The sequence below is a fragment of the Candidatus Nitrospira salsa genome, from assembly GCF_965152625.1.
The window spans coordinates 1,500,381-1,521,106 of the sequence record NZ_CBCUCO010000002.1 but is presented as its reverse complement, the minus strand read 5'-3'; the positions used below and the strand labels follow the sequence as shown (position 1 = coordinate 1,521,106).

The 20,726-nt window shown below is 46.3% G+C and carries 22 protein-coding genes and 1 tRNA gene; 16 read left to right on the top strand and 7 right to left on the bottom strand.

The window, feature by feature from the left end:
- Positions 1–198: 198 nt before the first annotated feature.
- The 3 genes from ACWQXP_RS08815 to ACWQXP_RS08805 all read right to left on the bottom strand — a co-directional run bounded on the left by ACWQXP_RS08815 (position 199) and on the right by ACWQXP_RS08805 (position 2,127).
- Positions 199–1,044: a hypothetical protein gene (locus ACWQXP_RS08815; RefSeq protein ID WP_454062451.1), complete on the bottom strand. Its 846-nt coding sequence runs from the start codon at positions 1,042–1,044 to the stop codon at positions 199–201.
- A gap of 231 nt (positions 1,045–1,275) precedes the next feature.
- Positions 1,276–1,545, bottom strand: a complete 270-nt coding sequence (locus tag ACWQXP_RS08810) for a hypothetical protein (RefSeq protein WP_454062450.1) — start codon at positions 1,543–1,545, stop codon at positions 1,276–1,278.
- A 165-nt stretch (positions 1,546–1,710) separates the two neighbouring features.
- Positions 1,711–2,127, bottom strand: coding sequence for a response regulator (locus tag ACWQXP_RS08805; protein WP_454062449.1), 417 nt, complete (start codon positions 2,125–2,127; stop codon positions 1,711–1,713).
- Between the two features lie 217 nt (positions 2,128–2,344).
- On the opposite strand from ACWQXP_RS08805, the gene ACWQXP_RS08800 reads away from it, so the two are divergent.
- Positions 2,345–2,755: a VOC family protein gene (locus ACWQXP_RS08800; protein WP_454062448.1), complete on the top strand. Its 411-nt coding sequence runs from the start codon at positions 2,345–2,347 to the stop codon at positions 2,753–2,755.
- Between the two features lie 93 nt (positions 2,756–2,848).
- On the opposite strand, the gene ACWQXP_RS08795 is transcribed toward ACWQXP_RS08800, so the two are convergent.
- The 3 genes from ACWQXP_RS08795 to ACWQXP_RS08785 form a co-directional block, all read right to left on the bottom strand.
- Positions 2,849–2,934, bottom strand: a tRNA-Leu gene (locus ACWQXP_RS08795).
- Between the two features lie 97 nt (positions 2,935–3,031).
- Complete coding sequence (locus ACWQXP_RS08790) at positions 3,032–4,546, bottom strand: hypothetical protein (RefSeq protein ID WP_454062447.1); 1,515 nt, start codon at positions 4,544–4,546, stop codon at positions 3,032–3,034.
- 7 nt (positions 4,547–4,553) lie between these two features.
- The gene (locus tag ACWQXP_RS08785; RefSeq protein ID WP_454062446.1) at positions 4,554–5,111 is read right to left on the bottom strand and encodes a hypothetical protein; all 558 of its coding nucleotides are present in this window, start codon (positions 5,109–5,111) and stop codon (positions 4,554–4,556) included.
- Positions 5,112–5,458: 347 nt separating this feature from the next.
- On the opposite strand from ACWQXP_RS08785, the gene rplI reads away from it, so the two are divergent.
- The 5 genes from rplI (at position 5,459) to ACWQXP_RS08760 (ending at position 9,675) form a co-directional block, all read left to right on the top strand.
- Positions 5,459–5,986, top strand: a complete 528-nt coding sequence (gene rplI, locus ACWQXP_RS08780) for a 50S ribosomal protein L9 (protein WP_454062445.1) — start codon at positions 5,459–5,461, stop codon at positions 5,984–5,986.
- 6 nt (positions 5,987–5,992) lie between these two features.
- Positions 5,993–7,264, top strand: a complete 1,272-nt coding sequence (locus tag ACWQXP_RS08775; RefSeq protein WP_454062444.1) for a serine hydroxymethyltransferase — start codon at positions 5,993–5,995, stop codon at positions 7,262–7,264.
- Positions 7,265–7,294: 30 nt separating this feature from the next.
- Complete coding sequence (gene nrdR, locus ACWQXP_RS08770; RefSeq protein ID WP_454062443.1) at positions 7,295–7,759, top strand: transcriptional regulator NrdR; 465 nt, start codon at positions 7,295–7,297, stop codon at positions 7,757–7,759.
- 121 nt (positions 7,760–7,880) lie between these two features.
- A complete protein-coding gene (locus ACWQXP_RS08765; protein ID WP_454062442.1) occupies positions 7,881–9,005 on the top strand; it encodes a histidine kinase in 1,125 nt (374 codons plus the stop codon).
- Positions 8,998–9,675, top strand: a complete 678-nt coding sequence (locus tag ACWQXP_RS08760) for a response regulator (protein WP_454062441.1) — start codon at positions 8,998–9,000, stop codon at positions 9,673–9,675. The genes ACWQXP_RS08765 and ACWQXP_RS08760 overlap by 8 nt, the downstream gene beginning before the upstream one ends.
- Before the next feature lie 836 nt (positions 9,676–10,511).
- Here the strand turns inward: ACWQXP_RS08760 and ACWQXP_RS08755 are convergent.
- Positions 10,512–10,826: an RNA recognition motif domain-containing protein gene (locus ACWQXP_RS08755; RefSeq protein ID WP_454062440.1), complete on the bottom strand. Its 315-nt coding sequence runs from the start codon at positions 10,824–10,826 to the stop codon at positions 10,512–10,514.
- Between the two features lie 1,201 nt (positions 10,827–12,027).
- On the opposite strand from ACWQXP_RS08755, the gene ACWQXP_RS08750 reads away from it, so the two are divergent.
- The 10 genes from ACWQXP_RS08750 to ACWQXP_RS08705 all read left to right on the top strand — a co-directional run bounded on the left by ACWQXP_RS08750 (position 12,028) and on the right by ACWQXP_RS08705 (position 20,656).
- Entirely contained in the window at positions 12,028–12,318 is a 291-nt protein-coding gene (locus ACWQXP_RS08750; protein ID WP_454062439.1) for a hypothetical protein, read from the top strand.
- 589 nt (positions 12,319–12,907) lie between these two features.
- Positions 12,908–13,366, top strand: a complete 459-nt coding sequence (locus tag ACWQXP_RS08745) for a hypothetical protein (protein ID WP_454062438.1) — start codon at positions 12,908–12,910, stop codon at positions 13,364–13,366.
- 28 nt (positions 13,367–13,394) lie between these two features.
- Positions 13,395–13,778 (top strand): hypothetical protein, encoded by a 384-nt coding sequence (locus ACWQXP_RS08740; RefSeq protein ID WP_454062437.1) that lies wholly within the window; start codon positions 13,395–13,397, stop codon positions 13,776–13,778.
- Positions 13,779–13,895: 117 nt separating this feature from the next.
- Complete coding sequence (locus tag ACWQXP_RS08735) at positions 13,896–14,435, top strand: phosphate-starvation-inducible PsiE family protein (protein WP_454062436.1); 540 nt, start codon at positions 13,896–13,898, stop codon at positions 14,433–14,435.
- An 82-nt stretch (positions 14,436–14,517) separates the two neighbouring features.
- Positions 14,518–15,090, top strand: a complete 573-nt coding sequence (nuoI, locus tag ACWQXP_RS08730; protein ID WP_454062435.1) for an NADH-quinone oxidoreductase subunit NuoI — start codon at positions 14,518–14,520, stop codon at positions 15,088–15,090.
- A gap of 225 nt (positions 15,091–15,315) precedes the next feature.
- Positions 15,316–15,840 carry an ATP-binding protein gene (locus ACWQXP_RS08725; protein WP_454062434.1) on the top strand — a complete coding sequence of 175 codons (525 nt, stop codon included), beginning with the start codon at positions 15,316–15,318 and terminating at the stop codon, positions 15,838–15,840.
- A gap of 246 nt (positions 15,841–16,086) precedes the next feature.
- Entirely contained in the window at positions 16,087–17,283 is a 1,197-nt protein-coding gene (locus tag ACWQXP_RS08720; RefSeq protein WP_454062433.1) for a glycosyltransferase family 4 protein, read from the top strand.
- 564 nt (positions 17,284–17,847) lie between these two features.
- The gene (locus tag ACWQXP_RS08715; RefSeq protein ID WP_454062432.1) at positions 17,848–18,327 is read left to right on the top strand and encodes a hypothetical protein; all 480 of its coding nucleotides are present in this window, start codon (positions 17,848–17,850) and stop codon (positions 18,325–18,327) included.
- Between the two features lie 98 nt (positions 18,328–18,425).
- Positions 18,426–18,764 carry a glycoside hydrolase family 15 protein gene (locus tag ACWQXP_RS08710; RefSeq protein WP_454063012.1) on the top strand — a complete coding sequence of 113 codons (339 nt, stop codon included), beginning with the start codon at positions 18,426–18,428 and terminating at the stop codon, positions 18,762–18,764.
- Positions 18,765–19,882: 1,118 nt separating this feature from the next.
- Entirely contained in the window at positions 19,883–20,656 is a 774-nt protein-coding gene (locus tag ACWQXP_RS08705; RefSeq protein WP_454062431.1) for a ferredoxin--NADP reductase, read from the top strand.
- Positions 20,657–20,726 lie beyond the last annotated feature (70 nt).

Below are 20,726 nucleotides of genomic sequence, written 5' to 3'. Positions count from 1 at the left end.
AAGTTAGTAATGGTATGATCCAAAACTACAGGTCTGGGTTGTTGGAGTCATAAGAATTCATTGGAGATAAGTGCGTGGTAGATGAAATGGGCAGGGAACTCTCCGAAGCGATTATCATAAAAGAAGAAAATCAATAAGATATTTTTACCATAACATAGTTCATGTAGAAATCGAAACGATTTTATGGCGAGTGCGGGATTAGTCTGTGGGGTATTGAGGATGAGAAGTCGAGGGCCATTGTTCCTGGTCCTGTTGTAAATGAGGCATTGGTCTACCTGGTAGATTGGGATTTAACCGATCATCAAATGGTTCATCAGGAAAGGGTTCATCTGGGAACGGTGTTTCTGAGGAAGGTTGGTCAGAAGGGTCGTTGGTGTTTTCGTAACCAAGGTTTTCAAGGCAAAGCGTTCGATAAACTTCTCGTTGGCGTGGAGTCTGAGCTATTCCGTATTTTTCCTCGCGCACTTCCTGTGCGCAGTGTTTATTGTCTTCGGATGAGAGCGAAAATCCTTCGCTCGTTTTCCACGTGCCTTCAATGAGTTCAGGGGGAGTTCGGTCTTTGACCCCACTGCATAGCCACCAGGTATCGCCCCAGGTTCGGTCTTCCAGATATTCATTTGTGAGGTTGTTGCATGTCATCCAGTTGGTCGATTGTCCAAGTAAAAAATCTAAACGATTCCAAAATTGTGTGTACGTGGCTGGTCCCTCTGGTCGTTCGACTTCAGTTGTTCCCGTAATCCATGTTTCTTGACTCGTTACGTTTAATGATACTGTTGTGCCTTGACGCGTTTTCTGGGTTTCGACTGTCCAGGTATCTTGGGCTTCTACGAAGGTGAGTCCGATGTTGAGACCATGATTTCTTGTGGCAATCAGACGATCCTGAGTTTGTGTTTGTTGATAGGCTTGGTCATCAACTAAAAAAAATAAATCAGATACTGCCGGAATGATGGTTTCAGGTGAAAGTGCCGGGTAGGTTTTGGTTGTCAGTTGCTGAGTTTCCTTCGGAGATAATGATCGTGTGGTGCACCCTGAAAGTAGGAGCAATAGAATCAGGCCGATCCATGAGCACTTCGTGAAGTAGGTGATGTATTTACTCAAGGTATTTGGAGTCTTGTGGTGTCTGATCTGCGTATTGGTGCTTGACGAAACTGAAAGGACGAATGGCAGATCTATGCCTGGCACAACTCAATATTATGGTTTCTTGTGTTCCCATCCATTATTCGTCACGTGCAGTCAAAATATACAAGAGTCTAGACCCTAAGACAAACTCCCTGCTTAGGGATAGACTTTCCCAATTTGAATCCACTTCCCTATTGGGTTTCTTTTATAGTAAGTCGTTTGTAGGGGATATTTAAGTCGAAAGCGCCATCCTCTGCGTCGATGCGTGACACTAATGACGTTGGTGTCTGCTGAGCGAATCATTGCAGGAAGTGTGGTTTCAATAAATTTAACCCGACGTCGAGGCCCAAAGAGCGAAGGCCGTTCTAAGACAATTTTCTTCATCTCATTCTCAAGCTTCACTTCCACTGTTTTGATCCAAAACATGTTTCAATGAACCGTATATATGAAGCCAGTAAGAAAAGCGATATCATATGAATGGGGTCATTGTCCCAACCTGCCCTTAATTGTCAAGAGCTCAGCATGGTGAGGCGGAACTTGTTCAGGTGAGAAGTGCGTCCTGGTTATGATGACGATCGTGATGAGTGGGGATTATGATGAGGCTAATGCCTGATTAATCGTCTCTAAGATTTCAGGGAATGTATAGGGTTTGCTGAGCACCGCATAGGCTCCAAGTTGAAGGGCTTGATGTTTTAAGTCTTCACTGAATTGGCCGGTGTAGATGATGACGGGAGGCGGAGACGACAAGGTTTCTGGTAATTTTTCTAAAAATTCTAGCCCGCTCATATGCGGCATTTGATTGTCGGTGAGGATCAGATCGACAAGATGTCCTTCTTTGAGGAATGTCAGAGCTGGAGATCCCTGTTCTGCTTCAAAGCATTGATGGCCTTGGTGTTCAAGAAAGAGTCGAAGGAGGAACCGCGCAGCTGGGTCATCGTCAATGAGATAGATACGTTTGGGGTTTTGAGACCCGGGCTTGCTGTGGTCGTTTTCAAGCAAGTTTTCCATACTGGAAGAGCGCAGCCTCTCTAACGATAGACTCAAGTTTACACAGAAAATTGTATGATATTTTTAATTATATAGGGTTTTTTGTCTGATAGAAATAACCAGTTCCGGAATGCTCAGAAAGAAGTTTGGGATGTCGGTTATTGTTTGCCGGGCTGTATTTGAAGTTTACCTATCGTCTAGATAATATTGCCTTTGCTAGGCATAAAGGAGACAACGCATGATTCAGATCCGGAGGTTGGACCACGTCGTCATACGTGCCCGAGATGCAGAAACATTGGTGACGTTTTACTGTAATGTTTTAGGATGCGCAGTTGAAAGGCAATTGTCTCCAGAAATTGGTATTGTGCAACTACGTGCGGGTGAGGCATTGATTGATATTGTCGCGGTCGATAGCGAGATTGGGCGAAAGGGCGGGGCAGCACCTGAGAAAGAGGGCCGAAACATGGATCACTTCTGTGTCAGACTCGAATTGTTTGATGAAGAGGCCATTCGAGAGCATCTCACCCAACACAGTGTGGTGGGTAGCAAACTTGAGACTCGATATGGGGCTGAAGGGAATGGACCTTCAATTTACATTCAAGATCCTGAAGGGAACACGATTGAACTTAAAGGTCCAGCATCTGAGTAACATCATCGGTGGTGAACCAGCACTGGGACTTATTGATTTAGATTAGGACGGAGTAGAACACGAAGATGCTTCTGATATCACCGGGGAAAAGTTTGGTGCCGAAGGCGGGATTTGAACCCGCACACCCCGGAGGGCGCCAGACCCTGAATCTGGTGCGTCTGCCGTTCCGCCACTTCGGCACATGAGAAATGATTATCGTCTTTTACGGGAAACGGGTCAAGATCAAAAAAGGTTCTTGAGATTTCTCGTTTTATTGAATGAACTGTGAGCAATAAGCTATCCAACCTGAGTTCCTTGTACCTGATCCCTGGAGGAGAGACCGAACAGGTCTTGCGGCCACATACCTAACGCATGAGCCGTCTCTTTGTTGGTCCAAGCTTGTAACTCATGGCTGTTACCACTCAGAATAATACGTTCTCGAATCAGTCCGGATGCCCCCAGTAAACATGGAGCTGGAATTCGAGGGGCATTGTCGATCATGGCCACATCGAAACGGACGCGTTTGAACAGGGGATCGGTTAAGACACGGCTAGCTGTAGTGGCCACAATGCGCTTATTTTGGATAAAGGCTTGGCGATTGGTTCCCTCTCCGGCGGCCAGCATCTCTCGAATTTTTTTTGTTCCTCCAAGCTTACTTATGTCCTCTTTCAATTCATCATATTCCGGACGCATATCTTTGGGGATGGCAGCTTCGGGAATCAATTCTCGAATGCGTTGCTGGGCAATTTCTATTTCTCGCATCAGTTCTTGCGTTTTTTCGACATAGATGATGCGGTACTCTTTAAGTGTTTCAATGTTTTTACCCGCTGCTTGCATAGCCAGGCGTTTCCAGATGGGAATGGCTTCATAGTCTGCGACCGTTTTATCAAGGGATTTGATCTTTCCCTGCCATTCGCTGAGTGAAGTTAAGAGACGCCACTCGAGGAGTTTGACCTCATTCAAATCTTTTTGTTTGTCCCGTTTATATGACAAAATGGGCGTCAGTTCTCGAAACCGGTCATATTTTTTCCTGAGGGCCACTTTGTGGGAATTCGCCTTGGCATAAAACTGATGCATATGAGCCTCAAACCCGATTTCTTGAAGTGCCAGTCCATGCATGGTTTGCAGGATTGGAATTTCATACCGAGTGAGAAGGCTTTTATAGGGCAAGGCGGCATTTTGAAGCTTTTTGGCCATGGTTCCGGCCAGACGGTCAAGTGATTCGTGATCCGGACTGATCAATAAGATACGTTTGTTCAGTTTGGCTTGCTCGACGAGAAGCGTGCTCAAGCTGGCTTGACGAGCCGCTTCATCATCATTCCATATTGTCGTCAAAACCGAAGTTGCACCATGCGTTCTTGCGTTGGCATCATATGTCGTCTCGTCAGGGTCAAGCCAGGGAACGAGTCGTTCAGCTGGTCCCAAGGTGAATGATTCGGGTTTGCCAGCCATGTCGTTGAGCCGTGTACATGCGGTTTCCAGGTAGCCTGAGGTATCAGGAATTAACATGCCGTGATGTATGGTGTCCCCGAAAGCATCGACGGTTTGGATAATCATCTCACCATTGAGCCGACCCAGTACGATACCTTCAGTCGGCTCACAGTCATTCGACGGTAATATGGTAAATGGGATGTCCTGCAGAAGATTCTGCTCATTTGCACATTCGATAGCATACAGATGCAAACTTCCGATGGTCTGAAGATGTCTGGCCTTTAAGATCTCGATGGGAGCATCAAGGCCAAGGGTCATGGCCAGGTCTCGCTCTTCCTGTAATTGATTGGCGTAATGGCTGAGAAGTGCTTGAAGTTTCATGCTGGGCCTATGGGAGAATCTCCGCTTCAATGATTTCTTTTAAGGAGATGGCGACACAGCCGAGGCCTCCCGTGATGGTCATGCGATCGTGAGCACATCCGCGATTGGCAGTCAGTGCTCGTAGAGTCTGCAGATATGGCGCTAAGTCGATATTGTCTAATACGTAGACTGTGATATTGCCGCTTTCTTCCGAAGTCAGGACGACCATACGATGACGTTGATCGTTTTCTAAAATTGCTGATTTGGACGGTGGCCCCACCATCGGCTTGGCGATTGTGATATCGGGCAAATTGTGAGTCGTGACGACGAATTCTCGTGGGGGATGAATGGCTTTACTGCTGAGTCGAACATTTAATGTGGTTAGTCCCTTGGTATCGATGGGGCGTAAGACATCAAACCCATAGGCTAAGGTCGGTATAGTCAACAGAATGAAGAGAGAGGGGATGAAAGAACTCAAGTAGAATCGAGGGTTGAGTCCTTTTCTCACTAACAACATGAGAGGGTGTGCTGTTTGAAATGGCATATACATGCCAAACCCTTCGACAAACAAACGTTTCATAAACATATATATTGTCTTTTCTTGCCCATTGTAGAGTAGCTATTTCTCAAGTGTCTAGGCATAAACGTTTCATGAAGTAAGGTCCGGTATTTTCGAGGGAAATTGACTTTTTCTGGACCCGACTTTATGATCAATCTTCTTTAAGAACGGTTCCCCCACGTAATTTGATTCTCCAAATGGTTAAGGTGTGCATGATCGGTGGGTCTTCGTCGCCGATGATCGGAAGAGCAAATGGCGTATGACCTTAATGTGAGGTCCCTCGTGAAAAAGTTCGAATAAAGACGACAGGTGAATTCAATGATTGATTGGTCATACAGCGCTTGTGCCAGACAACAGTGGAAGGAGTTAGGTGCATGAAAGTGATTCTCAAGGAAAATGTTGACGGTCTTGGCTATGTCGGTGACCTTCTCACGGTTGCAGACGGATATGCCAGAAATTTTCTCATCCCTCGAAGTAAGGCTGTTCTAGCCAACCCTCGAAATCTCAAAACCTTTGAACATTTGAAGCGGGAAGCTTCCCATCAAACGAAAAAAGAGCTTCAAGGCCTTGAGGAATTAGGGCAGAAAATTTCCAAGGTCGCATTATCGTTTGAGGTTCAAACAGGAAAAGACGATAAATTGTTTGGATCGGTCACGTCAAAAGACATTGCTGAGCAACTTGTTAAAGAAGGTATTGAGATTGATCGGCGTAAAATTCAACTCGCTCAGCCCATTAAGGAACTTGGAACATTTTCAATTCCCGTTAAATTGCATCGTGATCTCGCGCCGGAGTTTTCCGTGACCGTCGTCAAGAAAGGCGATGAGGAGTCATCGGTTGAAGCGCAGGCCTCGAGTGAGACAAGCGAAGCTGTTTCACTCGAAGAAACGTCTGAAGGGGAGTAAAGATTCATGCGTCATCCCGTGGGTACATTGAAAGCGATTCAGGAGACGGACCCTGATGTCTATTCGGCCATTCGAGCTGAAGAAAAACGTCAGCGTGAAAAGCTGGTGCTGATTGCCTCAGAAAATTACGCCAGTCCAGCTGTTCTCGGCGCTCAAGGCTGCTTGATGACGAATAAATATGCCGAAGGCTACCCTGGTCGACGCTATTATGGTGGCTGTGAGCATGTCGATACGGTTGAACAGTTAGCCATTGAACGTGCGAAGAAGCTGTTTGGTTGTGAACATGTCAACGTGCAGCCTCATTCTGGCTCATCTGCAAACATGGCTGCATACCTGTCAGTCTTAAAGCCTGGTGATGTGATCTTAGGCATGGACTTGGCGCATGGCGGACATTTGACTCATGGGCATAAAGTGAATTTTTCTGGAAAGCTGTTTCAATCGTATTCCTATGGCGTCAATCGTGAAACCGAACGTATTGATTATGATGAGGTTCAACGAATTGCAGAAGAATGTCAGCCTCGAATGCTCGTCGTGGGAGCCAGCGCCTATTCGCGTGTCTTAGACTTTTCTCGTTTTCGAGAAATCGCCCAAGCTGTTGGAGCCTATCTGCTCGTTGATATTGCGCATATTGCCGGCTTAATTGCTGCTGGTCTGCACCCTAATCCGGTGCCGTATGCAGATTTTGTCACTACAACGACTCACAAGACGTTGCGTGGTCCTCGATCAGGCATGATTATGTGTAAAGCTGAACATGCCAAGGCGGTCGATAAAATCATTTTTCCGGGATTACAAGGTGGCCCACTGATGCATGTCGTGGCTGCCAAGGCTGTAGCATTTCAGGAGGCGCTGTCTCCAGCTTTTACCGCCTATCAACGGCAGGTTGTGGCCAATGCGAAGACGCTCGCTGAAGGGTTTCTTGAGCGAGGCTATCGTGTCGTATCCGGAGGCACTGACAATCACTTGTTTCTGCTCAACCTCACGCCGAAAGGCGTCTCAGGAAAAGATGCTGAAGCAGGGCTGGATTCGGCAGGAATCGTCGTCAATAAAAATGCTATTCCATATGATGAAAAGCCGCCTGCTGTCGCGAGCGGGATACGAATTGGTACTCCCGTGGTCTCGACGCGCGGTATGGGCGAGGCCGAAATGAAAGCGATGGTTGATCTGATGGATCAAGTGCTTCAACACGTTCACGATGCCAAGACGCAGCGGCGTGTGAAAAAAGAAGTGAAAGCCATGTGTGCTCAATTTCCCATTTTTCATTCCTATCAACCCGTCTAAGGGTACATTCAACGACAGGACCGTGTTCGGGTGAAGTGCCCATTCTGTGACCAGCTCGATGATAAGGTGATTGATTCTCGTACAGCACGAGAAGGCGAAATCATTCGCCGTCGCCGGGAATGTCTTTCATGCCGCCGCCGCTATACGACCTATGAGCGAATCGAAGAGAGCATGCCGATGGTGGTCAAGAAAGATAATCGACGTGAGCCCTTTGATCGTACGAAAATCCTCTCCGGTCTTAAAAAGGCGTGCGAGAAGCGTCCTGTGAGTATTAGTGCTCTCGGGGCGTCGGTTGATCGTATTGAGAAACGGATCCAAGATAAAGGCGAAACAGAAATCCCGAGCCGTGATGTGGGGGAGGAAGTGATTCGTGAGCTTCGAGACCTTGATCCGGTTGCCTATGTTCGATTTGCGTCGGTGTATCGAGAGTTCAAGGATATTGATCAGTTCATGGATACCATCAAACTTCTTGCGCAAGAAAAGCGTGTGTCATAATTTCGAAAGGGTTACGATATGTAATCATGGACCGTTCTGATTTCTTTGGAAGCCTAAGCAACGTTCGGTTACTCCGTATAATTTTGATCTTCGAGATTCTTCCCTTCACAATTCTCCTCCCATGCCTCGACAACCAACCAAACCGAAGCCATCCCCGAAGGGTAAATCGGTAAGAAAGCCTAAGGCAACGATTGCCGTCACACGTGTGGCGATCATTGGTGGTGGAAAAGGTGGAACCGCCTTAATTGAGATTTTTGCAGAAGATCCATTAGTGCGAGTCGTTGGACTGGCAGAGACACGTTCCGGAACACGTGGGATTCGACTCGCGAAACGTTTGAAGATTCCTGTTACACAAAATTATAAAGATTTTCTAAAAAGTAAAGAGATTGATCTCGTGATCGATGTCACTGGAAATCCAGAGGTAGAAAAAGCCCTCTTCAGGATTCATGCGCCTCATTTGTCGATCATCGGTGGATCGAGTGCTAAGTTTATGTGGCAATTGATTGAAGCTCGCATTCGCGCGACCGCAGAGATTGAAACAACGTTGACTCGTTATCAGTCACTATTTCAGCTCTACGTGAAAGAAGAATCGGAAGGAGCCGTGAATGATGAACGGACCCGTATTGCATGTGAAATTCATGATGGCTTAGTGCAAACGCTAGTCGGGTCCAATCTCAAGCTTGAACGTTGTCGGGAACTTGTTCAACAAGAACCGGTTAAATGTTTGACGTTGTTGGATCAAACAAAAGGTCAATTAAAAGGGGCCATTCAAGAAGCACGTGAAGTCGTCTATAATCTGCGACCGGGTCATTATGATAATCTCGATCTGGTTTCGTCTCTCTCAAACTATATGAAGTCATTTGAAGCAGAGTACAAAATTGGTACGGCCTTTTCTTCGACGGGTGCGCATTCTCGATTGGATCCAAAGACCAAGGTGTTTGTGTTTCGTATGGTTCAAGAAGCCTTGCATAATGTGGCCAAGCATGCCAAGGCTTCACACGTGCATGTTGATGTTACAGCGAAAAAAGGGTTTCTATCCACTTCGATCACGGATGACGGCACGGGGTTTGATATAGAACTGGAATCCAACAATCCTGCCAAATGGGATCATTTTGGGTTACAAGGGATGGTGGAACGCGCTAGGATGTTGTCTGGAAAAGTGCATTGGGAGTCTCAATTAGGAAAAGGAACGAGCGTGACGATTCACATTCCGATAGGATCAAAGGAGAAACTCGCACATGGCTAAAAGAACAAAAGTCTTAATTACGGACGATCATCGTGTTGTACGAGAGGGGCTTTGTGCCATTCTCGAGACTAAAGATGATATCGATGTTGTTGGGGAAGCCCAGGACGGTGGAGAAGCCGTTGAAAAGGCTCGTTCATTACTGCCAGACGTCATATTGATGGATGTGAGTATGCCTGGGATGACAGGGGTGGAGGCCACACGCATCATTAAACGGGAGTTTCCTCATATCGGGGTTATTGCATTGACCATGTATGAAGAACAGCAGTATATCTTTGATCTTGTTCGAGCTGGAGCCACTGGCTATTTACTGAAAGACAGTGACTCAGCGCAAATCGTGGCGGCGATTCGGACGATTTCAAGTGGAGAGTCACTCATCCACCCCTCAGTTGCCAGTAAAATTCTTGCGGAATTTTCACTCTTATCTGAAGGGAAAGGTCGAAAGAAGGGTATTCTTGAACACGATCTGACTGAACGTGAAATTACCGTGCTTCGACTGGTTGCCGATGGAAAAACAAACAAAGAAATCGCGAACGTCTTAGATCTCAGTGAGAAAACGGTAAAAAACCACGTTAGAAATATCTTTCACAAACTCCATGTGTATGATCGTACACAAGCGGCGATTCTCGCCATTCGTAAAGGAATTATTGAATTGGAACCAAGACAGTCGTAGATATTTCCTGAATCGATAAGAGACTTTGATACAAGTTTGTGCAACTTTTCCTCATGGTCTGATCGACCTTGCCAGTCGACTGCTTATCGACATTTAGATCGCGAAATACTTCGATCCTTCGCTTATCATTTCTTCTAGTCCCATACAAGAATTCAGACACAGGCTTCTACCCCGTTTATTCCACAACGTCGTTTTGCGTGTGTATTTCTGCCCCATGGTCATTGCGTGTCGTGTGCTTGGCACGTCCGCGTTGCCTCTCGAAACACAAGGTCAGATATCAGTAAACTTAGCGCCAAATTTCATCTCTCAACAGAGAATTTTGGTTTTCGTGCTGGATCCGTGAGTCCCAAAGGCTGTCAAAGGACTTTCGAATTGGGACTGATACGTTTCCGTTTGGATGTAGGTTTTTTGCTTCCTAATGCTCAGTGAGTGTTATTCTGTTCTCTTTTTGTTGTCCCATTTCATTTCATTCTCGTGATGAATTATGAAAATCGCATCATCGCTTCGTGTTCTTCATTGCATAGGATCCCTTTCTCCAAACGAAGAAGGTGAAAACAAGAAGTCATAAACCTCCAATGGGTTCTCCATGAGAATCCCTTGAGGAAATTCGTCTGAGGGCTATGATTATACGATCCACAGAGATACTGATGAAGAGTCTATTCGTCAGACTAGAATTCTGAGATTCTGTCCGTGGTCATATATCTGACCGACGCACTTTCTCTGTTCAGATTAGGGTTAAGGCCTTTGAGAGGAAAACGAAATCAGTGATGGAGAAGCCACGACTTCGAGGTGGCTTCTCCGTTTGAGCCAGGTTGTGAAATGGGAGATGAATTTTCTTAGAATCGGCTTCGGCGTTTTTGGTCGAATCCGCCCCCACCAAAATCGCCCCCTCCAGTTCGCGGAGTTTGGGGTTTCGCTTCATTCACGGTCAGGGTTCGGCCTCCTAGTTCAGTCGAGTTCAGCGCCGCAATGGCCGCCTCAGCCTCTTCCTTTGTACTCATTTCCACAAAACCGAAGCCTCTGGACTGACCAGTAAACTTATCTGTGATCACGTTCACCGACTCCACCGTTCCATGCGCTGAGAACAGATCTGTAAGCTCTGATCCAGTTGAAGAATACGGCAACCCACCAACATAAAGTTTTGAACTCATGGAGTTCCTCCATTTGAAACATGACATTGTCTTGGGTTTGGAAACGGTGAAGCGACTAGATTGAGCAAGACGTACATACTGAAACACATGAGGTCAGGCTTTCGAGTAGATTCCCCGGCAACACAACATCGGGTAAGGGCCTTGTTTGTTCACCGCTTTATCCTTCAGCGCCAGTCCCTATGCGATGAAGGAGTGTAACTCTATCACCGAGTGAGCATTAAAGATAGTAGGACTTCCTTGAGCAAAAAACCGTCGAAAATTTTTGAGACAAGGGGGGATCAACACGAATGTGAGTCTGTAGAAAATTTCTGGAGGTTGCGAGTTGTCATAAAGAAAAGACTGCTAGATAAAATAGTGAAATATGTGAAGCAACTCCCTGGTGTAGTCTGTGAAGTGGAAATTTATTCTGTAATACAGAGTCACCATCTTTACCTCGACTGGCTTGAGGCACGTTGACTCCGGCCTGGATGAGGTATAGAGTGATTCTATGACGTATGAACCTACGTTGACACTTCTATCCCTCGCGCGTTCCTAATTCCTTCCTGCGCGTCTGATTCCTCTGTCCGCGCCACTCTACGCCGATCCTCCTTCTTAACAATCGCTGTCGTGCAGCGATCACGATTGTAACGCTGATCATCAGATCAGGTTTCTGAAGAGGTCATTCCTGACCGTCATGGTCACAGAATCGAGGTGCACCAATGTATCCATTCGAGATGCTGTTAGCAATCATGTTTCTATTTTGGGCCGCAGCTGTATGGGCAACCTATCGAGAGAATGCCACAAACCTCAAATCCTAAACTTTAGAAGAATCTTTGTTGAGTAGTAGATTTCAGACCGCGATCAGTTGATCTGAACCTGCTGCTAGGTCGTAAGAAATAGTCAAAAGATTCAAGCCGGATTGTTGGTGTTTCTCAGGGAAACTCCCAGAAAGGGACTAAGGATGTTGGAACTCAGTTCAGCGTTAGAAACGGAAATTGTTGTCGCTGGCCTAGTCGCTATGATTGGTATGGCCGTGTGGTTACTTTTCCGAGATGAATCAAATGGCGAGAAGTCACTGTTTTTGAAAATCTTGTCACCATACGATGGCGAAATTGAACGCCCTCATTGGTCCCCCTGTATTCAACCTCGAAAGGACGCACCTTTGTGATTTCCACAACGTGTGCGTCACACATGCAGCATTTAATAACAAAGGAGTTCTGCCATGAAACGTAATCTCTTTATCAATCGCACGATTTTCGTCGCATCCTTGATGTTTTTTCTGTTGATACTGCCAGGCGTCTCGTCGGCCGACGATCACGAAGATAGGATGAAGAATTTTTATAAAGCACAAGAACAGAGTCGTGCTCAAATCGCAGTAGAAAGTGATCGGGACACTCTGAAGGCCTGCCTAGGCCGAATTCCGTCGGACGCAAGTGCTGGACAGTTCATGTTGGCGGAGCAAAATTGTCAACATGTCGATGTCGACCGGAATAAGACACATTTGAGTTTCTAAAGGATTGACTCAAAGACACGACTCCATGGTGAACGTACAGTCTGAGGGAAATTTTTCTTGGACAGTAACCCATGGAGAGATGTCTTGAGTCGTGAGAAAAATGATCCAAATTCTCGAACGCATCTTTTAAAAGAAGTGAGGAGAAAGGGAGTTTTTGAAGATACACCAAATTCCACTATAGACTAAACAACACTTGAAGCGTTGAGAAGAATTAAGGCTCTTAGTTAAATAGAAAATGAAAACAACACCCATATGGTGTGATGACGAAAGGTGCCACCTGTGTATTGTTTCCGCTGCCATGGGTTGATGACCAAAGAAACCTGTATGGATCTTGAAGATGAGATGGGTATCATTGCGATTCCTGTGTTTCATTGTTTGAATTGTGGAGAAGTTGTGGACCCACTCATTCTAGAACATCGTAAGAGGGTACCGACACCGATAATGGGCCGAGCACGAGTCGCACCTAAAACTGCTCTTACTGGCTCAGGTGTATCAAGCTAGGAAAAGGATGGCCGAGGAGCCACTCCTTTAAAACATGATCCGTGCAATTTCACAAAACGTTCGATGAATTCAACTAGGAGAAAAACATATGAAGTATTCTGTGGGAGTCAATGTTCTTATCGGAATCGCATGGATGATGGTCGTCGGTTGTGGAACTTCCGAATCGAACGCTCCACAAGATACTCAGTTTGCTGAAGAAACCCATCAACCCGGAGCGAAAGAGGTCGTTGAGACAAGCCGGGCGTCCTTGGAAGAGAACCGCAATGAGTATGTGAAGGTCGTCGAAGACCAATTAAATCAACTAAACGATGATCATGAAAAGCTAGTCGATCGAGCTCATCAAGCCAGATCTGGGACTCAAGTCCAGGCGGACTTGGGTAAATCTCTGAAGAATCTGACAGACCAAGGCAAAAAAGTTCAGAAGCAAATCGACGAGCTGAAGGCGACAAACGTGGAAGATTGGAGTGCGCTTCAATCTGGCATGAATCAAGCGTTGGAAGAATTGACACAATCGTATGATCAAGCACTCGCCAAGTATGCGAGCTAAGCCTGAAATTCCGTCTGGAGAGGTACACATGAAATGTTCTAGGGGCGTGTATCTGTTAGTTGGTATCTTCTGGATGATGGGCGCGGGCTGTGAGAGCTTCGAATCGACCCCTTCAGAAGAAACTCGAACAGAGTATTCAATGTTCGTAAAAGACAAAATGGACAAACTTCGATACGCACACGCAAGACTTATCATGCAAGTTCAACAAGAAGGACTGGACACAAAACACCAGACTATTTTGAATGCGACGCTTGATGACCTGACACAGCGAAGGGAAGCCGTTAAAAGGCAAATCGAGACCATGAAGATGGCAAAAGGTCCAGACTGGTTTGCAATTCAATTTGTCATGAATCATGACTTGGAGGAACTAGCGCAATCGTATGATCAAGCGTTTGTTCAGATTCCCGGGTAAGCTTGTCCGGTTGTGCAGTTCCTACGAGTGCCCGGGTAGGTATGAGCAAATAAAAAGCCATTATTAAGGGCGAACGATATGTATGCCAACATAACAACTCATTCGAGAAGGGAATTGATGGAGAAGCAAGCTACAGCCATAACGAAAAATTCGGTCAACCGTTGGGCAATCTTTGATCGGGCGGTCAACGGGATGACAATCAACATGATGGAAACCCTCGATGGCTTGGGGTATCTGACCACTGGATTTAGTTTCCTGATAATCAGCATGGTGGTCTTTGTGCATGCCTGGTATGCCTTTGCCATGACGGTTGGTTCGCAGGCCATCTCCGCCGCACTAGTGCTGATGCATGATCTCCTGTTGGTCATTATCCTTTTGGAGTTGTTTCGCACCATCATTAATTTTCTTAAGACTAAAGTGATTACCTTGGAACCGTTCTTGTACATCTGCGTAATTGCCTCTACTCGACGCATCCTCACGACTGGAGCCCAGGTCGGTCATACGAACGAAATAAGCGATCACGTGTTCCACCGATATCTCCTTGATCTAGGAGCGAATGTGCTTGTCATTGTCGCTTTGGTGTGTACGGTGTATCTTGCCCATCGGATTTCTCGGCCCCCTTCGCCGGAGAAAAGTGGCGTCGTTTCTGCCTCTTAATCTTTTGAGTGCAAGAAGTGTGACGTCTGGTCGCACGCATTCTCGATCTACGTGTCCAGCTTATGCTTGAGAAAGACTGCTCATGAGACTGCCTAATGTCCTTGTCCGGTACCTCGGAGAATTCAAAACTTGGATCAAGTTGATCACGTTCTATGAGCTGGCCATGGGAATGAAAGTGACTCTGCGCCACCTCCTCCACTACAAACCAATCACGCTTCAATATCCACATGAAAAACGGCTGCTTCCTGAGAACTATCGGGGCATGCTGGCCTTACTGCGGTATGAGGATGGGACCGACAAATGCGTGGGCTGCGACCTCTGTGAAGCCGTCTGTCCATCGCGAGTCATCACGGTCGTGAGCGCCGAAGTCCCAGGCGAGCCGACCAAGAGATATGCGAAGGCATATGACATGGATATGACCCGCTGTCTCTTTTGTGGGTTGTGCGTTCAAGCCTGTCCGGTTGATGCGCTGGGAATGACGCGAGAATACGAGTGGGCAGTGTGCAACAAGCGGGACTTGCTCCTCAACAAGGAACAGCTGCTCGCTATCGGGGATCGGTCGTTTCCGAACCGAGAGAAGCGCCTGGAGTTCCAAGACCCCAACGTGGCCTTTTTCAACGTGGCCTTTCCCGGCCAACCACTGAATGAAAACTAGACTCTTGAATGATGCACGGTGAAAGGGTGTCGTCAAAAGCAGTGTGAATCATCGTCTCATACATAACCGGGTTTGTCCAGAGCAAGGATTACAGGGTAGTCAGAGAGGGCTGCGGAGCGTAAAGCATCTCTCAAAATTTAAACCCTCTTGAAATGCGAGAGACACACTTAGTAAGAGCGTCTGCTGAATATGAAGCTATCTGAACATGAAATAGACAAGGACATCATGAGTTCCAGAGACAGTGAGCGCATGGGTGGGCAACAAGTCAGAGAACTCAAGGCTGCGTTAGCCCAAGTCACACGCTCAGAACGGCGTCTCCTTGCTCAATACACGGTGACGCGTGTCTTGGCCGAGTCTGCCACGCTGAAGGACGCAGGTCAGGAAATCCTTCGCGCCATCGGTGAGAGCCTCAATTGGAAATTGGGCATGTTTTGGAACGTGGATAAACAAGCTGCTGTGCTCCGCTTTGTTGACCTCTGGCATGCGCCGAACGTTGACGCGTCTGCGTTTAGAGAGGATAGCCGGGAACGGACCTTTCAAGGAGGGGTTGGTCTGATTACCTACAAGGCGATCAGCCGAAAAGTAGGCGGCACAGGACTGGGGACGAAGATTGTGAAGGATGTCGTTGAGGCGCATGGAGGCCGAATTACGGTCGAAAGCGAACTAGGCATGGGGACTTCCTTACAGATCACCTTACCAGTGGAAGGTCCGGCTACTCGCCTGACGAGTAGTGTGCCGAACCAAGCGTAAGGTGACCGTACGACTTCATGAGCCTTATGTATCTGATAAAAAATGCCCTTACAAGCAGAATGAGGCAATGAATAATGAAAGGAGTTCTCTAGTTATCGCAACGGTTCACAAGCAACTGGATAAGGACGAGTATCATCCTATGAGAAGATTGCAAGACACGTGCAGTGTATATGTAACGCTCTCCTGAAGCTGTTTGCGCGTATTTCCCGAATTTTAAAACTCTCATCACCATGAAACGAGGACAAAATGAATGTACTCCATGTTGCGACCCTCAACCGTCCCATCAGGCAGGACTTGGGTTACGCCCCTATCGAAACCGTGGTGTATAACATTGACAAAGGATTGCATTCATTAGGCCATCGTTCGATTGTTGCCTGTTCGGGTGATTCCCGTGTAGTTGGAGAACAGTTCACGACCATTGAAAAAAGCTTCAGTGAGTACTGCAGTGACCACACCCCCCTGAAGCAGGAACAGATGCACAGACATCTTGTCATGTCACTTCAACGAGCACAAAAGGGTGACATTGATGTGATTCACCTACATGATGCCGATATGGCTGAGTATCTTTTTCAAGGTATGAGTCAAAGTCCAGTTCCCATTGTGATGACACTCCATGTCGCTGCAGAAGACTATGCAGGATTCACGCGATGGAATAAGACGCTTGTTTCTTCTTCCAGGGCATATTTTGTCCCGATCAGTGAATATCAGATCATGCAGCATCATGGATTAGTCAACGCGCAAAAGGTGATTCATCACGGCATTGACGTAGACGACTATCCGTTCAAGGGCAGTCCAGGTCATCACGACTATTTATTCTCGATCGGAAGAATCACGAAAGATAAAGGGCAGGATACAGCCATCGAGATTGCGAAAAAAACAGGCTCTCGACTTATCCTTGCCGGCAATGTCCAAAACAAAGCCAAAGACCGTGAATATTTCAAGGGATTACAACAATCAATCGATCTTGTGACAGACGTGGGCCAATTGATTCCTGGTAGTGATTATTATGAAATGGTGATGAAACCTATTCTGGATTCAGATAAGCAGATCATCTATATCGGAGAAGTTGATAGCGCTCAGAAAAAACTGTGGTACCAGTATGCACAAGCGACACTCTTTCCTATTCAATGGGACGAACCATTTGGGCTTGTGTTGATTGAATCCATGGCCTGCGGGACTCCAGTCATTGCTTTTCGTAAAGGCTCGGTACCTGAAATTATCCTTCATGGAAAAACGGGGTTCGTGGTGGATTCAATCGATCGCATGGCTGAGGCCGTGAAAGCGATCCATCTTATTAACCCTAGTGACTGCCGCAGCCACGTGGAGGAACATTTCTCAATCGCCAGCATGGCCAGAAAATATTTAGAACTGTATCAGCGGATTATCGATGAAAGGACAGTATGCCTAAAGACAACCCCGTTAGTAACGGGTCTTTCCTTTTAAATTTTGATTCGGATTACCAGATCCGGGACGTGTACTTCCCGTTTATCGGACAGGAGAACCATGGAAGCGGACATCCTTTCCTCTTCGGGGTCTTGGTCGATGGACAGTATTCGTGGATGGGCCCGGAATGGGAAAAATTTTACGATATGAAAATGAAAGTCTTGTGACAAAAGTTGTTCTGAAAAATGAGTCCTTAGGTTTGGAACTCCGATGCTCGGATGTGGTGGATTTGGATTTAAACATCAACATTAAAAAAATCGAAGTACGTAATCTTAAAGCTCAACCTCGTCAAGTCCGGCTCTTTTTGAGTCATGATTTTTTTCTGTATGGGAACGACATAGGAGGCACCGCGTATTTTGATCCCCGGAGCTGTTCGATCATCCAATACAAAATGCACCGGTATTTTCTGATCAGCTGTTGGGCACATGACCAATGGGGAGTGAACCATTTTGCCTGTGGAAAAAGAGTGACTTCAGGAAGTTTGGTGACTGTAAAGGAAATAGAAAATGGAGAACTGAGTGGGGAAGCTGCGGCATGGGGCTCGCCTCATGCCACCATTAGCATATGGTTGGAATTGGCCGCGAAGGGAACCACAACCGCTATTGGATTGCGGCAGGCCAGACCTATTCCGAAGTTGCCGAACTCAATTTGGAAGTCCATAACACCACCCCGGAAGCACTCCTCAACCGTTCGTCGAAATACTGGAAAACATGGGTACAGGAAGACTCGCTCCAACTCCAAAGTTTGCCCAAATCTCTGACCGATCTGTTTCACCGAAGCCTGCTTAGGCTCAGAACTCAAATTGATAACCGCGGTGCCATCATTGCTGCCACTGATTCGGATATTATTCGTTTTGGAAAAGATACGTACTCGTATATGTGGGGACGGGATGGTGCGTTTGTCGCTGCCGCGTTAGCCAAGGCTGGATATTCGCATGTCTGTATGAAATATTTTGATTATTGCGCCAGGGTGCTATCCGACGAAGGCTATTTATTCCAGCATTATAATCCGGATGGATCGCTGGCCAGCAATTGGCATTCTTGATTAGTCGCTGGACAAGAGGTCCTTCCTATTCAGGAAGATTCAACCGTGTTGACCCTTTGGGCGCTATGGATTCATTACCAAAGCTTGAGAGACGTTGAATTTATTCGGCTCTCTACAATACGCTTATTAATAAAGCGGCTGACTTTTCAGTTCGTTACCGAGACCCACAAACACTTTTACTCTTACCGTCCTATGATCTTTGGGAAGAGCGTTACGCCCTGCACGCCTATACCGTGGCATCCGTGATTGCTGGTCTCAGGGCTGCGGCGAATTTTGCCGCCCTCTTTCAGGATACTTCCCTCACTGAAAAGTATGATTCTGCAGCCGATGAAATGACGGTTGGGGTGATTTGGATCATCAGATATGAGAGGTTAGCGAGTCGAACGTGTAATATCGCTCGTCATGAGATGTGCGAAATCACACGAAATCGTGAATGACTGATTAATGACGTCTGCTAAATTTATATCGATAAATGAAGTATTCCTTTGAAACTTGTTAAATTTCAATATGTTGCAGGCTGTGTTGTCTTTATCTTCTGACGGTAACGTGTGAAAGGAATATACCTTGCATTTCTTCTATGGCATGCGAGGTGAAACATGAATCCTATCTATGATTTATTTGTTATCGGTGCTGTTATTTTGATGGTGTGGATAAATCTGTATTATTCAAGAGAGCAGACGAAACAGACGTCATCTATGTTCTCTAGCCTGAGAGAGAGGCTTGCGACCGTCAATGTCTTTAATGTGTACAAACAAAATTCGTCACTGTCTCATCACGCTTCCACCCACCTTTCATTGAAATAATGCCACGTGCATCATGGTCTTGGGTGGCGCTCTTGCATCTCTCCTCCTATCCCTCTGCTGACAGATTCACGAGTCACGTGACTTAGTATAAAGTCCTTACTTGGACACAGTCTTTTCACGGTATCTACGTTCATGAAGTTCTACTCTATCATGCTATGTGCCTGGCTAAGTGTATCCTCTCAATTTCAGCTCGTTCACTCGATGTAGGGTCTGCTCAATGACGTCTATCCTCCACAATCAGGAATTGAACGCTATCTGTGAGTGAATGATTCAAAGATCTGAAAAGGGAACGTTTGCCATTGTCACAATACATAATTTTCTAAATTTTATGTTGATGTGAATATATTGAAAGTGGATTTTCTCAGGCCTGCTGGAAGTCTCGGTATTCTATTTTTTGTTTGTAATTCTTTTACTCACTCTGCAAAATAAATAGAACGGTTAGAATTGGTAGCAATCTGATATGAGTGAGCGTTCGATAAACCACGAAGGCAGAATCGCTGATTATCGCATCGTTATTTTCTATAGCCGATTCAGTTCTACCGAAACGATCAAGCGCCAACTTGTACAATCAGTCAACACGCCAAAGGGAAAGCAGAGTTCAACATTTGCTGTCCTTCAGCGATACTCGGGATATACCACGATCGTCGCCTAGGCAACCGTTCCTCATTCATCTGAAAATTATTTGGATTCGCTATGGTTGATGAAATGATTATTATCGTACGGCCTGGTGGTTGGACAAGGGAGATGGAAAAATGAATGAAATCGTATATATGAATCATAGAGTAAACCGAACCGTGACCGGACCGGAAATCTATCAAGTCAGATTAATCGCAAGTCGTGAAGTGGCACATAAGACGATGGCCTTTTATTTTGAACGACCAGCTGACTTTACCTTCAATGCTGGGCAATTCATCGACGTCACGCTTCTTGACTCTCCTGAAACTACCTCAGATGGTGATAGCCGAACATTGACGATCGCGAGTGCACCGACAGAAAATCGTCTCATGGTGGTGACCCGTTTGCGTGATACCCTCTTTAAACGAGTGCTGATGAACATGCCTCTGGAAACGACGGTCAAGATTGAAGGTCCATTTGGCCAGTTGACCTTGCCTGAAAATGCTGCGAGGCCGTTAGTGTTTCTTGCTGGTGGCATTGGGATTACACCGTTTCGGAGTATGCTTGTCGATGCTGCAGCTCAGAGTCTTCCTCATCGTTTCACGCTTTTCTACTCAAACCGTCGTTCGGAAGATGCCCCTTTTCTTCATGAACTCCAAGATCTTCAAGGGAAGCTTCCCAACTTCACCCTTGTCGGCACCATGACTCAACCCGAACACTCTCATGTTTCCTGGACAGGGGAAACCGGGTACGTCGATCAGGCAATGTTGATGAGACATTTGCAGGGTATCGATAGCCCTATTTATTATGTCGTCGGCCCATCTACCATGGTCAGTGGATTTCGGTCTATGTTGGTCAAGGCTGGGGTTCGTGAACATGATATTCGGACTGAAGAGTTTATCGGGTACTGAGTGTGTGAATGTTTAGACTATTCCCAATGTTGAGTTTTTTGTCTGTCGTGCATCCTGACAAATAGTGAAT